Here is a 17,910-nt window from a genome sequence, read left to right as displayed (position 1 = left end):
AGAAATTCAGAACAATGGAAGGAGTATTTAATCAAATTATGCTTCAAAAAAATGGATGGGTTGAAAAAAGAAATCAAGAGCTAACATTTTGACAGTCCCCTATGAAAATATGGTAACATTTATTAATAACTTTATTAATATATTTAAGTATTCTATATATTACGATATATAATTTTTTATAGAATTATAATGGTTCGTGCTTATACAAGAAGAGATTATATTAGAAAAACCCCAAATTCAAGAATTGTACAATATGATATGGGTAACTTAAAAGATGAATTTCCAGTAACATTAAGTTTAGCTGTAAAAAAACCAGCTCAAATTAGACACAATTCTTTAGAAGCTGCAAGGATTGCTTCTAACAGATTAATGCAAAGAGCTGCTGGTAGAATGGGTTACCACTTAAAATTAAGAGTATATCCTCACCAAATCGTAAGAGAAAATCCTATGGCAACCGGTGCAGGTGCGGATAGGGTACAAAGTGGTATGAGAAATGCATTCGGTAAACCAATCAGTGTTGAAGCTATTGTTAAAAAAGGTCAAAGAGTCATCACTATTGACTGCCAAGAAAAAAACTTTGAACAAGCTAAAGTCGCATTAAAAAGAGCAGGTATGAAATTACCGGTTCCTTGTAAAATAGTTGTCGATAAAGGCGAAGATTTAATTAAATAGATTTTTAATTAACTTCTTTTTTTTACTCTTTTTTTATATTCTTATTTTTTGTTATTTTTTTGAAATTTATAATTAAATATTTAAACGTTAAAATTTAAATTATAAATATATTAATGGTAATGTTTTTACTAGCTAATATTGCAATTTAATAAATTTTTAAACCAAGAGGTTATATGTTATGTATGTTGTAAAATTTGAAGACTTAAATAAGTCTGATATCGGAATTGCAGGTGGGAAAGGTGCTAATTTGGGTGAATTAACTCAGGCTGGTATTCCAGTACCTCCAGGTTTTGTAGTTACTGCAGAAACTTATGAAAAATTCATGGAAGAAGCAGGAATTAATGATAAAGTTATGGACATTCTTGATAAGATTGACATTAATGATACTAAAGCTCTTCAAGCAGCTTCAGAAGAAATTAAATCCATTATTAATGAATCTCCAATTCCTGAAGACATGATTTTGTTTATTACCGAAGCTTACAATCAACTTTGTCAAAGAGTAGGCGAAGATGACACTGATGTTGCAATCAGATCTTCAGCTACTGCAGAAGACTTGCCTGAAGCTTCTTTTGCAGGTCAACAAGATACTTTTTTACATGTTTCCGGAAATGATGAAGTAATTGAATATATCAGAAAATGTTGGGCTTCTTTATTTGAAGCAAGAGCTATTTTCTACAGGGAAGAAAATAACTTTGAACATTCCAAAGTTTACATCGCTGTTGTAGTTCAAAAAATGGCTAATGCTGATAAAGCTGGTGTAATGTTTACTGTAAATCCATCCACTGGTGAAGAAATTGCTTTAATCGAAGGATCATGGGGTCTTGGTGAATCTGTAGTTTCTGGTGATGTAACTCCTGATAACTATCAAGTTGACAAGAAAAATAATGAAATCATCAATGTAACAATTAGTGACAAAAAAGTAATGTACACTAATGATGAAAATGGAACAAGTATTAAAGTAGATGTTCCTGAAGATAAAAGAAAAGAAAGAGTTTTATCTGATTCAGAACTCATTCAATTAACTGAAATGGGTAAAAGAGTTCAAGCTCATTACGGGGAACCTATGGATACTGAATGGGCTTTCGAAAATAGTATGTTATTCTTATTACAAGCAAGGCCAATTACTACTTTAGGCGATGTCGATAAGGAAGCTGAAGATGGTTCTTCTTCTGATTTAGGTGATGTTCTTGTAAGAGGTCTTGGTGCAAGTCCAGGTATGGCCTCAGGTAATGTAAAAATTGTTTTGGATATTGATGAATTGGATAAAATCCAAGATGGAGACATTATGGTAACCACCATGACCACTCCGGATATGGTTCCGGCTATGAGAAGAGCAAGCGGTATTGTCACTGATGAAGGTGGAGTAACTTGTCACGCATCTATTATTTCTCGTGAATTAGGTATTCCTTGTGTTGTTGGAACTGGTGATGCTACAACTACTTTAAAAGAAAATTCCGGTGTTACTTTAGACGGTAAAAAAGGATTAGTATTTGACGGAATTTCTGATGCTAAAGAAGAAGCTGTCGCTGTTCAAGGTACTGTTGAAGCAGCTCCAATTATTACAGTAACTGAAGTTAAAGCTAATGTAAGTATGCCTGAAGCTGCAGAAAAAGCAGCTGCAACTGGCGCTGATGGTGTCGGACTTTTAAGAACAGAACATTTAATGTTGACCTCTGGTATCCACCCAGGCAAATTCATCGCTGAAGGCAGAGAAGATGAATTGATTGATACAATTGCAGACAATGTTCAAATTGTAGCAGATGCATTTTATCCAAGACCTGTATGGTATAGAACTTTAGATGCTCCAACAGATGAATTCATCACATTGGAAGGTGGAGAAAACGAACCTAGAGAACACAATCCAATGCTTGGTTGGAGAGGAATCAGAAGAGAACTTGACCAACCTGAAATTCTTAAATGTGAATTCAAAGCTATTAAAAAATTACATGAAAAAGGTTACACTAACATTGGAATCATGATTCCATTATCTCAAAGTCCTGCTGAATTGGTTCAGGCTAAAGCATTATGTTCAGAAGTAGGATTCGAACCTCACAAAGATGTTGATTTCGGAATGATGGTTGAAATTCCAGCAGCTGCAATCATGATTGATGAGTATATCAAAGTTGGAATAGACTTTGTAAGTTTAGGAACCAACGATTTAACTCAATACACTCTTGCAGTTGACAGAAACAATGAATTTGTAGCAAAACACTACACTGAAGAACACCCAGCAGTAATGAAACTAATTGAAAGAACAATTAGAAAATGTGCTGAAGCAGGTGTCAAATGTAGTATTTGCGGCCAAGCAGGTAGTGTGCCTCACATTGTTGAAAAACTTGTTGGATATGGAATCTCTAGTGTATCTTCAAACACTGACGCTATTGCTGATGTAAGAAAGACTGTTGCTAGAGCTGAACAAAAAATTATTCTTGACGCTGCTCGTAAACGTTTAGAATAATCTTTTTATTTCTTTTTTTTATTTTATTTTTATTTAAATTATTGTTGTTAGGTTATTTTATGCAAGATAAACCAATGGATAAAGAAGAAATTTTAAATGAACTGTATGAAATTCATAAATTGGATTATAATTATGCAGATGGTAGAATTTTAGGTTCTATGTGTACTGAAGCACATCCGTTTGCGAAAGAGGTTTATTGCAAGTTCCTTGATACTAATTTGGGAGATCCTGGTCTTTTTAAAGGAACAAAATATGTTGAAAATGAAGTTATAAAATCTATTGGTGAATTATTATCGTTAGAAGAAGCTTATGGTAATATTGTAACTGGGGGTACTGAAGCTAACATTATGGCTATCCGTGCTGCTAGAAATCATGCAAGAAAATACAAGGGAATAGTCGATGGAGAAATTATCATTCCCGAATCTGCTCATTTTTCATTTAAAAAAGCTGCAGATATGTTGAATTTGAAGATTGTTGAAGCAAAAATTGATAAAAATTATAAAATTGATGTGGATGCTTTAAAAAGTGTAATTTCAGATAAGACTGTAGCAATTGTGGCTATTGCCGGAACAACTGAATTGGGTTTAATTGACCCTATTGAAGAAATTTCCAAAATAGCTTTTGAAAATAATATTTATTTTCATGTTGATGCAGCATTTGGAGGTTTTTCAATTCCGTTTTTAAGAAAATTAGGTCATGATTTGCCTGTTTTTGATTTTTCACTTCCTGGTGTTTGTTCAATAACTGTTGATCCTCATAAAATGGGTCTCGCTCCAATTCCTGCAGGGGGCATAATTTTCAGAAAAGAAGAATATCTTGAAGTAATGGCTGTTGATTCCCCTTATTTGACTGTTAAAACTCAATCAACAATTGTAGGAACACGTTTAGGGGCTTCTGCTGTAGCTACTTATGCAATAATGAAATATTTCGGTAAACAGGGTTATTGTAAAATTGCAGAAGAATTGATGGAAAATACCAAATTGCTCTATGATGGTTTAAATGAACTAGGTTATGAAGTTGTTTGCAAACCTGAATTGAATATTGTTGCTTTTAATCATCCAGATATGGACACTAATTTACTTGCTGAAAAATTAGAAGAAAAAAATTGGAAAGTTTCTGTAGCTAAATGTCCTGTAGCTATTAGAATAGTTTTAATGAATCATATTAAAAAGAATCATATTAAAGAATTATTAGAAGATTTAAAAGAAATATATTAATTTCTAATCTTCTATTATGTCTTCAACATACATTAAAGGATAATTGAGTTCTTCAATAAACTCAATTCTTATTGTGGCCTGGACATTATCCACTTTTGTGTAAATTTTAACATCTAGCATGTCTCCGGTAAGTGAAGTGTATTCGAATTCTGTCATTGACTCTTCAAGCTTATCGAATCTGATGGTAACATCAACGTCTTCAATTGCCGGCTGTAGTTTTAAGGATTCTTCCATACTTGTTTCCAAGCTATTTTTTGTATTTTTATTCACGGGAGTTCCCACGAATTGGTGGAATAAAGCTCCCATGCTTATAGCTCCTTCAAATATAGCTCTTTCTCTTGTAGTTATATTTGAAAAGTATTCTTTATCTACATCCAATGTGATCCCCCATTTAAAAAGATTATCCTGTCATAGATTGCCTGTGAGGATACTGGATTGATACAACAGTAGAACAATATTGCAGTTATAATCAGAACTGTGGCTAGTATGTAAAGTCTATGTTCTTTTGGATAGAAATAACTGAATATCAATCCCACAACTAAAAATATTCCAGTTATGATTAATGCATTTGACTCTTGAGGATTTTGTTTGAGAATCACATCATTTATAGGATTGGTTTCGCTTAATGTTCCTTCGATAATCAATCTGTTTTCAGTTGATCCAATAGGGTCGCATGTAATCAGATATAATTTATTTCCGCCTTCTACAGCATTAAGCTGGTAGTCTGCAGGAACAATTGTTGAACTTGCAACAGTATATTTTACCTCACCTATGCCTGGCCATTCTAAAAGTATTGTATCGCCTGCAGATAATTCATTGAGCCTTAAAAATGGCGAACCTTGCAGGGTTCTATGTCCAAATACCAATACGTCTCCCTGTGTTGGAGTATAGGAATTTGGTTCATGGAATACTCCTTGAGATAATGACACGTTATTAATTTTTTCATTAATTCCAACTGAAGGTATTACTACAGTGGGTTCTTCCAAATTTCTTTCTACAGCAATTTTAGATGCGAAGTAGTTCACTTCTCCCAATGCATATAATCCAATTATTAATATGCATATAATAACAATCACTGTTGAAATAATATGTTTACTCATAATATCCTTTATGTTATAATCTCATATAATAATTTTTTTAATTATTGTACGTATATTGTATTTCATCAACCATCCATTTTGGAGCTTTTGAAGTTGGAATTGTCAATACAATATTTTCCATGTTGTTCAACACGAAATTGACTTTATCTTGGGGTGTTTCAATCAGAAGCATGTATTGGGCATCCAAATCTCCTAAATTGATTTGTCTTTCATAATTTGACAGTTTAATTCCATAGTCTCTAAGCATTTCAACTGTTTCCTCTTCACTGTATCCTTTAATGATTGAACCTTTCAGAAGCTCCAATACGTTTGATGAAAAACTTTTTGTGTTTTCCCGGGGATATGTATCATTACCTTTGACATTAACTTTTGATTTGGAATATTCTGAATCAATTTCTCCGTTCTCTTCATACCTCATTATTGAAAGAACAGTGCATCCACTTATATTGGGTGTTGAATTACCTTCATTAGTTTCATTTGTGTAATTTGAATTTAAATACACGTCAACAACACTTCCAACATTAATTAAACCTGCTCCTGCCTGAAGTCTTGAAATCAATATTGGTACTGATACTGTGTTGGGTGTTTCAAATTTAATTTTTGATAAAACGTGGGCATCATTTTCATTAACGATTTTTATCGCTTCGTCTTCGTTCATCATTATGTCTTTGCTTTCATTTGAATATACTGCCATTATTCGTTTATACTTGTCCATGTTGGAGTTAATCGATTTTATTTGGTAAGATTTCCAATCTTTACTTGCCGGAGCTAATATGTTAACACTTTCCAGTTCGCCAGTGCTTCGGGCATCGTTAATTTTGCTTTCTAATGTTGCCGCATTTGGTGAGGTCACTAACGGTCCGGAGTACAGATCATGGAGTTCATTTAATTTTGTGGTTTTCATAAGGGATAGATTTTCCTGCTGTGGCTGATAGATTAAAAAATAATATGATGTTATGACTAATGTGATTAGAATTAAAGTGGTAATAATAATTCCGATTTTCCTTTTTTGCTCATCATCACTTATTTTTGTTGTTTTCGGACTTAGATAAACCCCAATCTTATGATTTAATTTTTTTAAAGGACTTAATTCATCTTTCTTTGCAGGTTTTTTGAGAGTTTCTTCAGCATATTGCTTTTTAAGATCTTCCGTTTTCTCAAAACCCTTTGGAAATAATGGGTCTCGTTTTTCTTGGGTCATGGTTCTACTCCTAATGGTTAATTAAAAGTAGATGGTATTAATTTAAGAAATTTTTAATTAAATTAATTATAAGGTAGTATAAGCAGAAAATTAACAGTAATAATGCAGGTATGTTTACTCCATACAATACGAATTTTACAGGTAAGATTAATAATATTATTAATACGCAGGATACTGCGAGTGTAGGAACATTATCAAATTTCGGATATCTAACTGTACTAATCATTATCAAAGAAACAACAGTACTTAAAATCAATGTTAGATACATATTATAGAGTCCGCTTAAATAATATGTAGCCAATAGGAATGCAATTCCAGGAATTGGAAAGCCTATAAAATCTTTTGTTTGGATTTTGTCTGCAATTACATTATATCTTGTTAATCTTAAAACTCCACAAATTACAATTAATAAACTTACAATGATTACTAATGGTTGAAGAATAATTGAAGTGGTGTTAATAGTTGAATAAACAAATGCCGCAGGTGCTGCACCAAAAGATATGGCATCAGATAATGAATCGATGTTTTTTCCAAAATCTAATTCATCATTTCTGTTTGTTTTTCTTGCTACCCAACCATCTACTGAGTCAAACATGATTGCAAATATCATAAAAAGTGCGGCTAATTCAAAATTATGGTTTATTGAACATATAATTGAAAAAAAACCACAACTCATATTTAACAATGATATTATATCAGATATTGCTATAAATTTTTTCATAGATGTATCTTCAATTTTCATGTTATCTCCAGTATTATTTTTTAGTTCATATCTTATTAAGTTTATCTTTGATTTTACCTTATTTTTACTTATATTTGTATTTAATTACTTATAATTGTTATTTTTATTGGACTTTGTTAAATTTTTCATTTTTTTAAATTTTGCTTATTATATGATATCTTTTTTCAATATTCTATTGTCATTATTTAGTTTGATTAAAAAAATTGGTATTTATTAATTGAAATTGTAAAATTAACCTTGAAAGATAAAATATATATAATAATATTCTTAATAAATATTAAATGTTAGACTGTTAATAAGTGGCTATGATGTATTTTATTTAAAGGCTTATTAGGGCTTTAAATATTATTTTAAATTGTATTAGTTGCTTATTTATAGTTTTCATGATTTATATTGATTGTATTGTGAGTAGTTAAATGATTGAAGATAATATACGTGTTCTTAGGCAAGCTGCAAGGGTTACTTCTGATAGTGACTTTAAAGTTGAAAAAACTTGGTGTGTTATTGCAGGTAATGTTGATTTGGTTGATGAAATGGCTTACAGGGCCATATTGTCCAATGCCAGCATTAAAATTTTATTTAGGGAACATGCTATATTAAAAAATGGTAAATTGGATAAGAAATTTGATTTCCTAATGCTTTACGGAAATTCTATTGTAATTAATGAATTCAGGGAGCATGCAAGACAATGTGGCGGAGCTTATGTTCAAATACCTCGCAGCTATTTGTCTAATGAATCAAATTTAATGATTCTAGTTTCTCCGGATGATGTGCTTAAACAGACATTTTCCAGGATTGAAAAATCAAGAATCCGATTTAAAATTCTTCAAAAATCTCAAACTACTAGTTTCATTGATGTTGATATAAATAATGACGTTAGATTACCAAATTTCATTAAATCTGCTTTGAAACCATTTTATAATGCAAATGAAGTTGTGTTAACTACCGTAGTCATTTCCATCGAAAAGGATGAGGATGTTGGTAGATTTCAAAGTGTAGCTACATCTAATAAAATTTTCGTTATAGATTTTAAAGACATTGTAACGGAGGAATAATCATGAATATTTTTGGAAAAGATGAAGAAGTACCACAAGTAGAAAATACCCGTGTCATTAGCAATAGTTTAGGAATCGATTTAGGAACTTTAAACACTGTAATTGCAAAACCTTCTGGGGATAAATTTGATTTATATCAAATTCCATCAGTTGTTGCAGTTAAAAAAGATGATCCATCAGAAGTTTTAGCTGTTGGTGAAGAAGCTAAAAGGATGCTTGGAAGAACTCCTGAAGATATCTTGGCAGTAAGACCTTTGAAAAAAGGTGTAATTGAAAATGTTGTTCAAGCACAAGCATTACTCATTAAAGCAATGCAAATTGGTATTAATGAAGGAGAAAGTGTTGGAAGAATTGTTATTGGCATTCCTGGTGACGCATCTGAAGTAGAAAAGAATGCTGCAGAAGAAATAGGCAGAAAAGCTGGAGCTCAAAATATTTTAGTTATAAGTGAAGGTTTGGCTGCAGCTATTGGTGCAGGATTACCTATTGCAGAACCAAACGGTACCATGGTTGTAGATATTGGTGCGGGTTCAACTGATATTGTAATTATTTCTCTTGGTGGTATTAATGATATCGAAACTGTTAGATGCGGTGGTGACGATATTGATAATAAACTGGTAGAACTTGTCGCTGAAAAATATGATGTAGCTATTGGTATTCATGATGCAGAATCTGCAAAAATCGAAGTGGGTATGGTTCATTGCAGTGAACAACTTGAAAACTTAAGTGTTGAAATAATAGGTAAATCTTTAGAAAATAATAGGCCTAAAAAAGTTGTTATTGATTCAATGTTGGTTGCTGAAGCAGTTGAACCTTACATGCAACAAATTGTTGGTGGTTTAAACGAAATATTGGAAAGATTATCTCCAGAATTAATGATGGGTGTTTATAACAATGCAGTTGCTGTTGGGGGAAGTTCCAGACTTCGCGGAATGAAAGAAAGAATTTTCGATGAAATTGGAATTCCAATTGAAATTTCAGATGATCCGATGACTGTTGTAGCAAAAGGTACTGCAATCGTTGCTGCAGAACCACTTGCATTAGAACCTGAAGTTCGTCTCAGAGCTATGAAATAAATAAATTTTTATTTATTTCTCTTTTTTTTATTGATTTTTATGGATATTTTAGGCATTGATGAAGCAGGCAGAGGTTCTGTTCTTGGACCTATGGTAATTGCGGGTGTTGTTGTTCCTGAAAAGATGGAAAAGGTATTGGAACGTATGGGTGTTAAAGATTCGAAAAGATTAACTCCAAATAGACGTACTATTTTGTCCCGTAAGCTTAAAAAAATGTTTGACTATGAGATAGTAGTGATATCTGCTCGTGAAATTGATGAGATGAGAGCAGAAGGCATTAATCTCAATGAAATTGAAAAAAATGCCATGGAATCTATTTTATTAAAACTAAAACCTGAAAAAGCTATTGTTGATGCAGTGGATGTTAAAGCTGAACGTTTCCAGGAAAATTTGCGTATTGATACTGGCCTTAATGTTATTGCTGAGCATAAGGCAGATGATAAATATATTGAAGTTAGTGCAGCTTCAATTATTGCTAAAGCAGAAAGAGATAATCAAATTGCACAAATCAATAAGGATTTTATTAAATCAGGAGGGATAGGTTCAGGATATCCTTCAGATCCAAAAACAAAAGATTTTTTAAAAAATTATACTTATGATGAGATGCCCGATTTTGTAAGAAGGTCTTGGGCAACTGTTGCAAAAATGAAATAATTCCTTCTAGTTTTTAAATAATATTTAAGTATATGAACCAATATAACTAATTTTATAAACTTTTTAAATTGATATTTATTTAGAGGATAATATGATTATTGAATATATTGCTCCATTTCTTGATGGTATTGTAGACATATTCACTCAAGGTGGAATCATAACATACATCATTCTTTTTATTGGTATTTATGGTTTGATTATTGCAATAAGAAAGATTGCTTATCTTAGAAAAATTAGTAAAGTTGACACTACTGAGATATTTGGTGTTGTTACTGCTTCAATGGAAAGGGGCGGTGCAGTTGAAGCTTTAAAACAAATTAACGGATTTAAAAATCCTATTTCTAAGATTATTTCTGAAACTTTAAAAATTGGTTATAAAAACAAAACTGAAGTTGAAGAAAGTATGGAACAGATTTTCATCGTTGAAGTGGCAAAAATGACCAAAGGATTAAGTACCATTAGAACAATTACTGAATTAGCTCCTTTTTTAGGATTAATTGGTACTGTAATTGGTATTTGGATGACATTTAAATCATTAGGAGTTCATCCTGATTCCGCAGCTATGGCCGAAGGTATTTATGTTGCTTTGACAACCACAATTATGGGTCTTTTAGTGGCAATTATTTTATTGCCTATTTATTCATACATTCAAGACCTTATCGAATCTGAAATGGATAAAATTGAGTTAGCTACAAAAATGACCAATTGGGGTTTTGCTGTAGTTAAAGTAAGAGTAGATTCAAATGTAGAATGTGCACTTGAAGCTTTACAGGAAGCTGAAGGTGTTGTTAATACAAGATTAATTTCTGACCCTTATGCTAATATTAAGGTTTCTTTTAAGCCTAGTATGTTGGATAAGAGTATTTCAAATATTATTTTAGAAAAATGTAATGTTAATGCTGAAATTACTGAAAGTAAACTAAAACAATAGGTGATTAGATGGCAATTGATGTTAAAAAACATAAAAAGAAAGTTTTGGGTCAAAAACCAAGTATCAATTTAGTTCCTTTTATTGATATTCTTTTCACAATAATGATTTTTTTAGTTGTTACAAGTAATTTTTCAGCTACTGAAGTTCAAACTGATGATTCTGATGTTGCATCTGATGCTACAGGAAAACCAAATGTTACTGATGTTTCCGGTGACCAGGAATATTATGTAGTGCCAGTGGCAAATCTGCATAAAGTTACTGTAAATGGTCAAGATAGATCCGATGCAATCTCGGGAGGAGCTGTCGGTGTTCAGGCTAAGGTAATCGACCAGGGTGAAGTTTCAATTAAACCTGGTGAAGTTGTCATTACAACACCTCCTGATGTGCCTGTAGATAAGGCGGTTCATCGTCCAGAGTTATAATTTGGGGGAAATTAGAGTGTATACTGGTAGAATATTATCAACAGGAATGAATAGTGATGGTAAACCTTTTGTTGCATATCGTGTTTCAAGCAGGTCATTTCCAAATAGGCAATGTTTAAAATTTGAAAATCGTGCTGCGATTGTTCCAAAAGAAGGTTTTGAGAAGGATATTTTTGAGAACACATATATTACTTATAACTGTGTCCGTATTGTAAGGGACATGGCTATTGTATCAAATGGTTCTCATACTGATGTCATAGCAGATAAAATTGCTATAGGAATGAATATTAAAGATGCAATTGCATATTCATTGCTTACTATGGATTATGAAAAAGATGATTATCATACTCCAAGAATTGCGGCTGTTGTTACATCAACTAATAAAAAAGACGAATATGAATGTTATATTGGAATTGCTAATGATAAAAAAATATTGGTTGAACAAGTTCCTTATGGCGATGCTGTTTTTATTTCAACATATGGAAGTCAAGTCCACGATTTAGTTGAATTTGATGCAAAAACTGCTGCTGATTCTGCTAAATTTATTTTTGATGAGGGTACTTTTGCTAATTATAAAAAGCCCGTTACTTCCTGTGCAGCAGTATTTGATGGAGAATGGACAATTGATGTCTATAATCCATAATTTTATTTTTTTTTAAATTTTTTAGATGATATTATGACAATAGAATTAATAGGGTTAGAGCATATTCCAATTGTTGATGACACTGATGATATTTCAATAATTATTAAAGATGCAATCAATAAACAGGGGTGTATGCTTAATCATGGAGATATTATTCTCATTGCTGAAACTTTAATTTCAAAAGCTGAAGGAAATTTTATTAAATTGGATGATTTAACCCCTTCAAAACAAGCTTTAGAATTGGCTGAAGAATCTAATAAAGACCCCCAACTTGTTGAAGCAATTTTACAGGAATCAAAAGAAGTTGTTAGAGTAGGTCCCAGTTTCATTATTACTGAAACCAGGCATGGTTTTGTCTGTGCCAATGCCGGAATCGATGAATCAAATGCAGCTGAAGGTTTAGCTACTCCAATGCCTGTTGATGCAGATAAATCAGCTTTTGAAATAAGAGAATATTTGGAAAATGAATTTGGTGAAGAAATTGCAGTTATAATAACTGATACTCAAGGAAGAGCATTTAGATTTGGAGCTATTGGAACTGCCATTGGATGTTCTGGAATTTCTCCACTTTGGAGAAGGGTCGGTGAAAAAGATTTGTATGGCCGTGAACTTGAAACCACTGAAGTTGCAACTGCTGACGAATTGTCTGCTGCAGCATCACTTGTAATGGGTCAGGCTGATGAAGGTTTGCCGGTAGTTTTAATTCGAGGATTTAATAATTTTGATGAACTAAGAAATGTTGATTCAAACATTAACGATTTGCTCATGCCGAAAGAATTTGATGTATTTAGAAAATGAGTGATTTCATGATTACTGTTTTATCTGGGGGAACTGGTACTCCAAAGTTATTGCAAGGATTGAAAGAGATTGTTGATCCTAGTGAATTAACTATTATTGTTAATACTTTAGAAAATGATTATTTTTCAGGCGTTTATGTATCAGCGGATATTGATACTGTTCTGTATACAATGTCTGATATAATAAATGATGAATTCTGGTATGGGATTAAAGATGATACATTTATTACTCATGAAAGGTTAAATGAACTTGGTTGTCCTGAATTGTTGAGAATAGGTGATAAAGACAGGGCAACTAAAATACAAAAGACTTTACTGATGGAAAAATATGGTTTGGCCAAAGCATGTGAAATCCAAACTAAGGATATGGGTTTAACTTGCAAAATACTTCCTATGAGTAATGAACAGTCCGATATTAAGATAATTACTGATATTGGTGAGTTGGAATTTCATGATTTTTTAATCAAATATCAACAGGAGCCTGAAGTTTTGGATGTACAGTTTTCTGAAGTTTCACCTGCTCCGGGAATTATAGAGGCTATTAATAATTCTGATGCAGTAATTATTGGTCCTTCAAATCCAATTACTTCAATTTTGCCAATATTATCTTTAGAAGGAGTTAGAGAAGCATTAAAAAATACTTATGTGGTGGCTGTATCTCCTATTATTGGTTCCGACTCTGTTAGTGGCCCTGCTAGTAAATTTATGAGGGCTTTGGATATTGATGTTTCATCAGTTGGTGTTGCATCATTATATGAAGATTTTTTAGATAATTTTGTAATTGATACTGAAGATGAAAATTTGAAAGATGAAATAAATCAAATAGTTAATAAGGTAACAGTTACAAATACAATAATGAATAGTTTAGGTGCTAAAAAAAATTTAGCCCAAACAATTATAAATAATATTCTTTAATTTTTAAGAGGGATTATTGAATGATACAAATGACATTAATACAAATTGATAATTATGGTCCTTGGACTGTTACTCCAAGACCACGTACAGAATCTGACTTACAAATGCTACAAGCAAGCTTATTTGCTGATTTGAATAATCATTTCGGAAATAAGAAAGGATTAGTTTTCTTTACAAGATTTGATAATTTGCTTGCAATTTCAAATGGGCTAAATGAAGAAGACCATTTAAGAATTCAAAGATCAATTAGAAATAGATATCCTATAACCATTAGTATGGGTGTGGGTGCTGCTGAAACTCCTCATGAAGCTCAAAAATTAGCAACTATCGCACTTCAAAAAGCAGGAAGTGCTCAATCTGGTGAAAGAAAAGAAATTTTGGCTATTGATAGTTTAGTTAGTGAAGAAGACAGTTTTGTTCAAGCAGCTCATATTGATATTAATAGTGTTACAGAAACATTAACTGATATTGAATCTGCTTTTGATACTAGTTTTATGGTTAATAAGGCTCAACATTATTTGATGACAAAATTAATTAAAAAAGGTGCTTTATTATTCTTCATCGGTGGAGATAACTTCATGTCTCCATGTAATGGACTTAGTGAAAAGGAAATTGAAGAAATTATGATTGAAATTGATGAAGAAATTGGAATAAAGCTTAAAGCAGGTATTGGCCGTGGAAAAAATGCTGAAGATGCAGCATATATGGCTGATATAGGTCTTGAAGAAATTCGTGCCCACAATAATGAAATGTGGACATGGGTTATTGAAAAAGAATACTGAGGAGTATCATGCTTAAAGTAGTTGCGCCGATGGCAGGAATAACTAATGCCGAATTTTTAAATAAAGTTATTCCTTACGGTTTTAATGTAGCTACTTTGGGAGGATACAGTTTAGATGCACCTACAATTGAAGCAAGTAAAAAAATCATTAATCGGGGCAGGAAGGAATTCGATTTTCCTTTAGAAAAAATTTTTTCACATATAGAAAATGAAGTTGCTTCAATTAAAAGCAATCATAAAGATGTAAAAGTATCTGCCAATGTAAGGTCAACCACTGTACAGCCAATTATTGAATTAGGTAAAATTAAAGAATTGGATATCATTGAAATTAACTGTCATTGTCGTCAAGATGAAATTTTAGCAATTGGTTGTGGTCAGGAAATGTTAAAAAGACCTGATTTAGGAGATTATATTTCTAAAGTGGTTGATAATGTTGATTGTGATGTTTCAGTAAAAATCAGAGCTAATGTTGAGGGTATCGACACGTTAATGGTATCTGAGATAATTGAAAATGCAGGTGCAGATTATTTGCATATTGATGCTATGAAAAAAGGCGTCTTTGATGCTGATTATGACCTTTTGAAAAATATTTGTAATGATGTTAACATTAAAGTTATTGGAAATAACTCTGTAAATTCTTTGGAAAATCTCAAAAAAATGATTGATACTGGAGTGGATGGATTTTCAATAGCTCGTTCAATTATTTCTGGTAATTTAGATTTTAATATTGCTAATTTTTAATATTCATAAAACAATTGTTATTAGAAAGTATTATTAATAGTTTAAAATAAAAATTAATTCAATAGGTGATTTCATGGATTTTATAACACTTAAGAATATTACAAAAACTTTTGATGGTGTTGATGTTCTTAAAGATATTAATTTAAAGATTAATGAGGGAGAGACTTTAGGAATTTTAGGACGTAGTGGTAGTGGAAAATCTGTTTTAATTAACATGCTCAGGGGTACATTAGATTACAAACCTGATGCAGGTCAAATTATGCTTAACATTGCTGTTTGTCCTGATTGTTTGGCTGTCGATTCTCCGTCTCATGCTGGAGAGAAATGTAGCTGCGGAGGAACTTTTGAAGCAAAAGAAGTTGATTTTTATAATGCGGAAAGGAAATTATTTGCAAGTATTAAAAGAAGAATTTCCATTATGCTTCAACGTAACTTTGCATTATACGATGAAGAAACCGTAATTGAGAATGTTATGAGAGCAATGAGTGATGATGTAGAATATGAAGAAAAAATTTATTTTGCATTGGAATTGCTTGAAATGGTTCAAATGAATCATAGAATCACTCACGTTGCTCGTGATTTAAGTGGTGGAGAAAAACAAAGAGTAGTATTGGCTAGACAATTGGCTAAAAATCCTATGATGTTTTTAGCAGATGAACCTACTGGTACTTTGGATCCTCAAACTGCTGTAAAACTTCACAATACCTTAAAAGAAGGTGTTAAAGATGAAGGAATCACCATGTTGATTACTTCTCACTGGCCAGAAGTAATGACTGAACTTGCTGACAATGTTATTTGGTTAGAAAATGGTCAAATTAAAGAAGAAGGTGAACCGCAAGTAGTTGTTGACCACTTTATGGAGACAGTTCCTGTCCCTAAAAAACCTGAAATCCCTGAATTTGGTGAACCTGAAGTAGTATTGGAAGATGTTAAAAAACATTATTACTCCATTGAAAGGGGAGTAGTTAAAGCTGTTGACGGTGTTAATTTAACAATTAATAATGAAGAGATTTTCGGAATTGTTGGTTTAAGTGGTTCCGGAAAGACTACAACTACTAGAATGTTAATGGGATTAACCGAGCCAAGCAGTGGTAGAATTGACATTAAACTTGGTGATGAATGGATTGACATGACTAAGGTGGGTCCATTAAATCGTGGAAGAATCATGCCGTATATTGGTTTATTGCACCAGGAATATTCATTATATCCTCACAGAACTATTTTAGGAAACTTAACTGATGCTATTAGTTTAAATTTACCTGCTGAATTTGGTAAAATTAAGGCTATTCATGCATTAACAACTGTTGGTTTCCCTGATGATGTTGCAGTTAATATTCTAGATAAATATCCTGACCAATTAAGTGTAGGAGAAAAGCATAGGATTGCTCTTGCACAAGTTTTAATTAAAGAACCTAAACTTATTGTTTTGGATGAACCAACAGGTACTATGGATCCTGTTACTAGAGTTATTGTAACTGATTCTATCCTTAAAGCTCGTACCGAATTAGAACAAACATTTATTATTGTTTCTCACGATATGGACTTTGTTTTAGATGTTTGTGATAGGGCGGCTTTAATGAGGGGAGGTAAACTATTAGATATAGGTACTCCTGAAGAAATTGTACAACAATTAACTCCAGATGAAAAAGAAGATATGCTTAAAGATAGATAATTCTTCTTATTCATTTAATCTTTTTTTTATTTCTTTCCAATTTGGACAGAATTTCTCCATTAATTTTTTAAATTTTTTTCCATGATTAAATTCTATTAAATGACATAATTCATGTATCATTACATATTCTAAACATTCTGGATCTTTTTTAGCAAGATTTAAATTTAGAGTAATCCGTTTATTCTTATTGCAATTTCCCCAATTTTTCATGCTTCTTATTTTGACTTCATTTGGTGTTTTTCCAACGATTTTGCTGCATTTATCCAAAACTGATGGGACTGCTTTTTTCATTTCCAATCGGTATAACTCGTTAAGTAATTTATGGCGTTTGTCAATTGTGCTTCTTTTGGGAATCGGCAAATAAATAATTGATTTTTCTTTATCTACTAAAGCATGTTTAAAGTTTTTATTTGAAATTAATTGCAATGTGTATTCATTTCCCCACAGGTAGTGTGTTTCTCCGTTGTCATATTTTAGAGGAGCTTTTATATTGTTGTCTTCAATATGTTTCTGTTTTTTTAAAATCCAATCTTTTTTTGACTTAATAAAATTAGCAATGTCTTCATCTGATAAAAATAATGGTGCAGATACTTTAACTTCGCCATCTGGGGGCAATATGCGTAAATACATATTTTTAATGTTTTTTCTCTCTAAGGTGATAGTTATATTTTCTATAATTATGGTTTCCTTTCTCATTTTAATCAAAATAGTATTTTTTTTAATTCAGGATTTAAATTTTAACTTTAGTTTATTATATTTATTGCTATCTATAAAAAAGATTATATATTCAAAGTTTTAATAAATTATATTATTATATTATTTTTATTAACAGA

The 17,910-nt window shown here is 31.8% G+C and carries 19 protein-coding genes; 14 read left to right on the top strand and 5 right to left on the bottom strand.

Features of this window, described 5'->3' with window-relative positions; all coding sequences use genetic code 11:
* The first annotated feature begins 186 nt into the window (after positions 1 to 186).
* The 3 genes from rplJ to mfnA all read left to right on the top strand — a co-directional run bounded on the left by rplJ (position 187) and on the right by mfnA (position 4,347).
* Entirely contained in the window at positions 187 to 672 is a 486-nt protein-coding gene (gene rplJ, locus QZU75_RS01130; RefSeq protein WP_296881110.1) for a 50S ribosomal protein L16, read from the top strand.
* Between the two features lie 178 nt (positions 673 to 850).
* Positions 851 to 3,130, top strand: coding sequence for a phosphoenolpyruvate synthase (gene ppsA / locus QZU75_RS01125; RefSeq protein ID WP_296881105.1), 2,280 nt, complete (start codon positions 851 to 853; stop codon positions 3,128 to 3,130).
* A gap of 59 nt (positions 3,131 to 3,189) precedes the next feature.
* Positions 3,190 to 4,347, top strand: a complete 1,158-nt coding sequence (gene mfnA, locus QZU75_RS01120; protein ID WP_296881104.1) for a tyrosine decarboxylase MfnA — start codon at positions 3,190 to 3,192, stop codon at positions 4,345 to 4,347.
* A 3-nt stretch (positions 4,348 to 4,350) separates the two neighbouring features.
* On the opposite strand, the gene QZU75_RS01115 is transcribed toward mfnA, so the two are convergent.
* From QZU75_RS01115 to QZU75_RS01100, 4 genes are read right to left on the bottom strand one after another with little or no spacing between them, the layout of a single operon-like run.
* Positions 4,351 to 4,725, bottom strand: coding sequence for a dihydroneopterin aldolase family protein (locus QZU75_RS01115; protein ID WP_296881103.1), 375 nt, complete (start codon positions 4,723 to 4,725; stop codon positions 4,351 to 4,353).
* The gene (locus QZU75_RS01110) at positions 4,716 to 5,447 is read right to left on the bottom strand and encodes a class E sortase (RefSeq protein WP_296881102.1); all 732 of its coding nucleotides are present in this window, start codon (positions 5,445 to 5,447) and stop codon (positions 4,716 to 4,718) included. The genes QZU75_RS01115 and QZU75_RS01110 overlap by 10 nt, the downstream gene beginning before the upstream one ends.
* A 37-nt stretch (positions 5,448 to 5,484) precedes the next feature.
* Positions 5,485 to 6,648 (bottom strand): hypothetical protein, encoded by a 1,164-nt coding sequence (locus QZU75_RS01105; protein ID WP_296881101.1) that lies wholly within the window; start codon positions 6,646 to 6,648, stop codon positions 5,485 to 5,487.
* A 37-nt stretch (positions 6,649 to 6,685) separates the two neighbouring features.
* Positions 6,686 to 7,390, bottom strand: a complete 705-nt coding sequence (locus QZU75_RS01100; protein WP_296881100.1) for an archaetidylserine synthase — start codon at positions 7,388 to 7,390, stop codon at positions 6,686 to 6,688.
* Positions 7,391 to 7,806: 416 nt separating this feature from the next.
* On the opposite strand from QZU75_RS01100, the gene QZU75_RS01095 reads away from it, so the two are divergent.
* The 11 genes from QZU75_RS01095 (at position 7,807) to atwA (ending at position 17,077) form a co-directional block, all read left to right on the top strand.
* On the top strand, positions 7,807 to 8,445 hold the full coding sequence (locus tag QZU75_RS01095) for a hypothetical protein (RefSeq protein ID WP_296881099.1): 639 nt from the start codon (positions 7,807 to 7,809) through the stop codon (positions 8,443 to 8,445).
* 2 nt (positions 8,446 to 8,447) lie between these two features.
* Positions 8,448 to 9,521 (top strand): rod shape-determining protein, encoded by a 1,074-nt coding sequence (locus tag QZU75_RS01090; RefSeq protein WP_296881098.1) that lies wholly within the window; start codon positions 8,448 to 8,450, stop codon positions 9,519 to 9,521.
* 39 nt (positions 9,522 to 9,560) lie between these two features.
* A complete protein-coding gene (gene rnhB, locus QZU75_RS01085; protein WP_296881097.1) occupies positions 9,561 to 10,175 on the top strand; it encodes a ribonuclease HII in 615 nt (204 codons plus the stop codon).
* A gap of 91 nt (positions 10,176 to 10,266) precedes the next feature.
* Entirely contained in the window at positions 10,267 to 11,106 is an 840-nt protein-coding gene (locus QZU75_RS01080; RefSeq protein ID WP_296881096.1) for a MotA/TolQ/ExbB proton channel family protein, read from the top strand.
* A gap of 8 nt (positions 11,107 to 11,114) precedes the next feature.
* Complete coding sequence (locus tag QZU75_RS01075) at positions 11,115 to 11,528, top strand: biopolymer transporter ExbD (RefSeq protein WP_296881095.1); 414 nt, start codon at positions 11,115 to 11,117, stop codon at positions 11,526 to 11,528.
* 16 nt (positions 11,529 to 11,544) lie between these two features.
* Complete coding sequence (locus QZU75_RS01070) at positions 11,545 to 12,171, top strand: IMP cyclohydrolase (protein ID WP_296881094.1); 627 nt, start codon at positions 11,545 to 11,547, stop codon at positions 12,169 to 12,171.
* A gap of 33 nt (positions 12,172 to 12,204) precedes the next feature.
* Complete coding sequence (locus QZU75_RS01065) at positions 12,205 to 12,969, top strand: coenzyme F420-0:L-glutamate ligase (RefSeq protein WP_296881093.1); 765 nt, start codon at positions 12,205 to 12,207, stop codon at positions 12,967 to 12,969.
* Between the two features lie 8 nt (positions 12,970 to 12,977).
* Positions 12,978 to 13,883 (top strand): 2-phospho-L-lactate transferase, encoded by a 906-nt coding sequence (gene cofD, locus QZU75_RS01060; RefSeq protein WP_296881092.1) that lies wholly within the window; start codon positions 12,978 to 12,980, stop codon positions 13,881 to 13,883.
* A gap of 20 nt (positions 13,884 to 13,903) precedes the next feature.
* On the top strand, positions 13,904 to 14,665 hold the full coding sequence (locus QZU75_RS01055) for a GTP cyclohydrolase III (protein WP_296881091.1): 762 nt from the start codon (positions 13,904 to 13,906) through the stop codon (positions 14,663 to 14,665).
* A 29-nt stretch (positions 14,666 to 14,694) separates the two neighbouring features.
* Positions 14,695 to 15,405 (top strand): MJ0144 family RNA dihydrouridine synthase-like protein, encoded by a 711-nt coding sequence (locus QZU75_RS01050; RefSeq protein WP_363139627.1) that lies wholly within the window; start codon positions 14,695 to 14,697, stop codon positions 15,403 to 15,405.
* Between the two features lie 73 nt (positions 15,406 to 15,478).
* A complete protein-coding gene (gene atwA / locus QZU75_RS01045; RefSeq protein ID WP_296881089.1) occupies positions 15,479 to 17,077 on the top strand; it encodes a methyl coenzyme M reductase system, component A2 in 1,599 nt (532 codons plus the stop codon).
* A gap of 6 nt (positions 17,078 to 17,083) precedes the next feature.
* Here atwA and QZU75_RS01040 read toward each other — a convergent pair whose 3' ends face one another.
* Positions 17,084 to 17,773, bottom strand: a complete 690-nt coding sequence (locus QZU75_RS01040) for a M48 family metallopeptidase (RefSeq protein ID WP_296881109.1) — start codon at positions 17,771 to 17,773, stop codon at positions 17,084 to 17,086.
* Positions 17,774 to 17,910 lie beyond the last annotated feature (137 nt).

This window comes from uncultured Methanobrevibacter sp. (assembly GCF_902764455.1).
Lineage (GTDB): Archaea > Methanobacteriota > Methanobacteria > Methanobacteriales > Methanobacteriaceae > Methanocatella.
This window is presented reverse-complemented; position numbering and strand designations above follow the sequence as displayed.

Bases quoted from the DNA above. Each gene is read 5' to 3' on its own strand.
- ppsA (WP_296881105.1), top strand. From the start codon at position 851: ATGTATGTTGTAAAATTTGAAGACTTAAATAAGTCTGATATCGGAATT.
- mfnA (WP_296881104.1), top strand. From the start codon at position 3,190: ATGCAAGATAAACCAATGGATAAAGAAGAAATTTTAAATGAACTGTAT.
- QZU75_RS01110 (WP_296881102.1), bottom strand. From the start codon at position 5,447: ATGAGTAAACATATTATTTCAACAGTGATTGTTATTATATGCATATTA.
- QZU75_RS01105 (WP_296881101.1), bottom strand. From the start codon at position 6,648: ATGACCCAAGAAAAACGAGACCCATTATTTCCAAAGGGTTTTGAGAAA.
- QZU75_RS01100 (WP_296881100.1), bottom strand. From the start codon at position 7,390: ATGAAAATTGAAGATACATCTATGAAAAAATTTATAGCAATATCTGAT.
- QZU75_RS01095 (WP_296881099.1), top strand. From the start codon at position 7,807: ATGATTGAAGATAATATACGTGTTCTTAGGCAAGCTGCAAGGGTTACT.
- QZU75_RS01090 (WP_296881098.1), top strand. From the start codon at position 8,448: ATGAATATTTTTGGAAAAGATGAAGAAGTACCACAAGTAGAAAATACC.
- rnhB (WP_296881097.1), top strand. From the start codon at position 9,561: ATGGATATTTTAGGCATTGATGAAGCAGGCAGAGGTTCTGTTCTTGGA.
- QZU75_RS01080 (WP_296881096.1), top strand. From the start codon at position 10,267: ATGATTATTGAATATATTGCTCCATTTCTTGATGGTATTGTAGACATA.
- QZU75_RS01075 (WP_296881095.1), top strand. From the start codon at position 11,115: ATGGCAATTGATGTTAAAAAACATAAAAAGAAAGTTTTGGGTCAAAAA.
- QZU75_RS01065 (WP_296881093.1), top strand. From the start codon at position 12,205: ATGACAATAGAATTAATAGGGTTAGAGCATATTCCAATTGTTGATGAC.
- cofD (WP_296881092.1), top strand. From the start codon at position 12,978: ATGATTACTGTTTTATCTGGGGGAACTGGTACTCCAAAGTTATTGCAA.
- QZU75_RS01055 (WP_296881091.1), top strand. From the start codon at position 13,904: ATGATACAAATGACATTAATACAAATTGATAATTATGGTCCTTGGACT.
- QZU75_RS01050 (WP_363139627.1), top strand. From the start codon at position 14,695: ATGGCAGGAATAACTAATGCCGAATTTTTAAATAAAGTTATTCCTTAC.
- atwA (WP_296881089.1), top strand. From the start codon at position 15,479: ATGGATTTTATAACACTTAAGAATATTACAAAAACTTTTGATGGTGTT.
- QZU75_RS01040 (WP_296881109.1), bottom strand. From the start codon at position 17,773: ATGAGAAAGGAAACCATAATTATAGAAAATATAACTATCACCTTAGAG.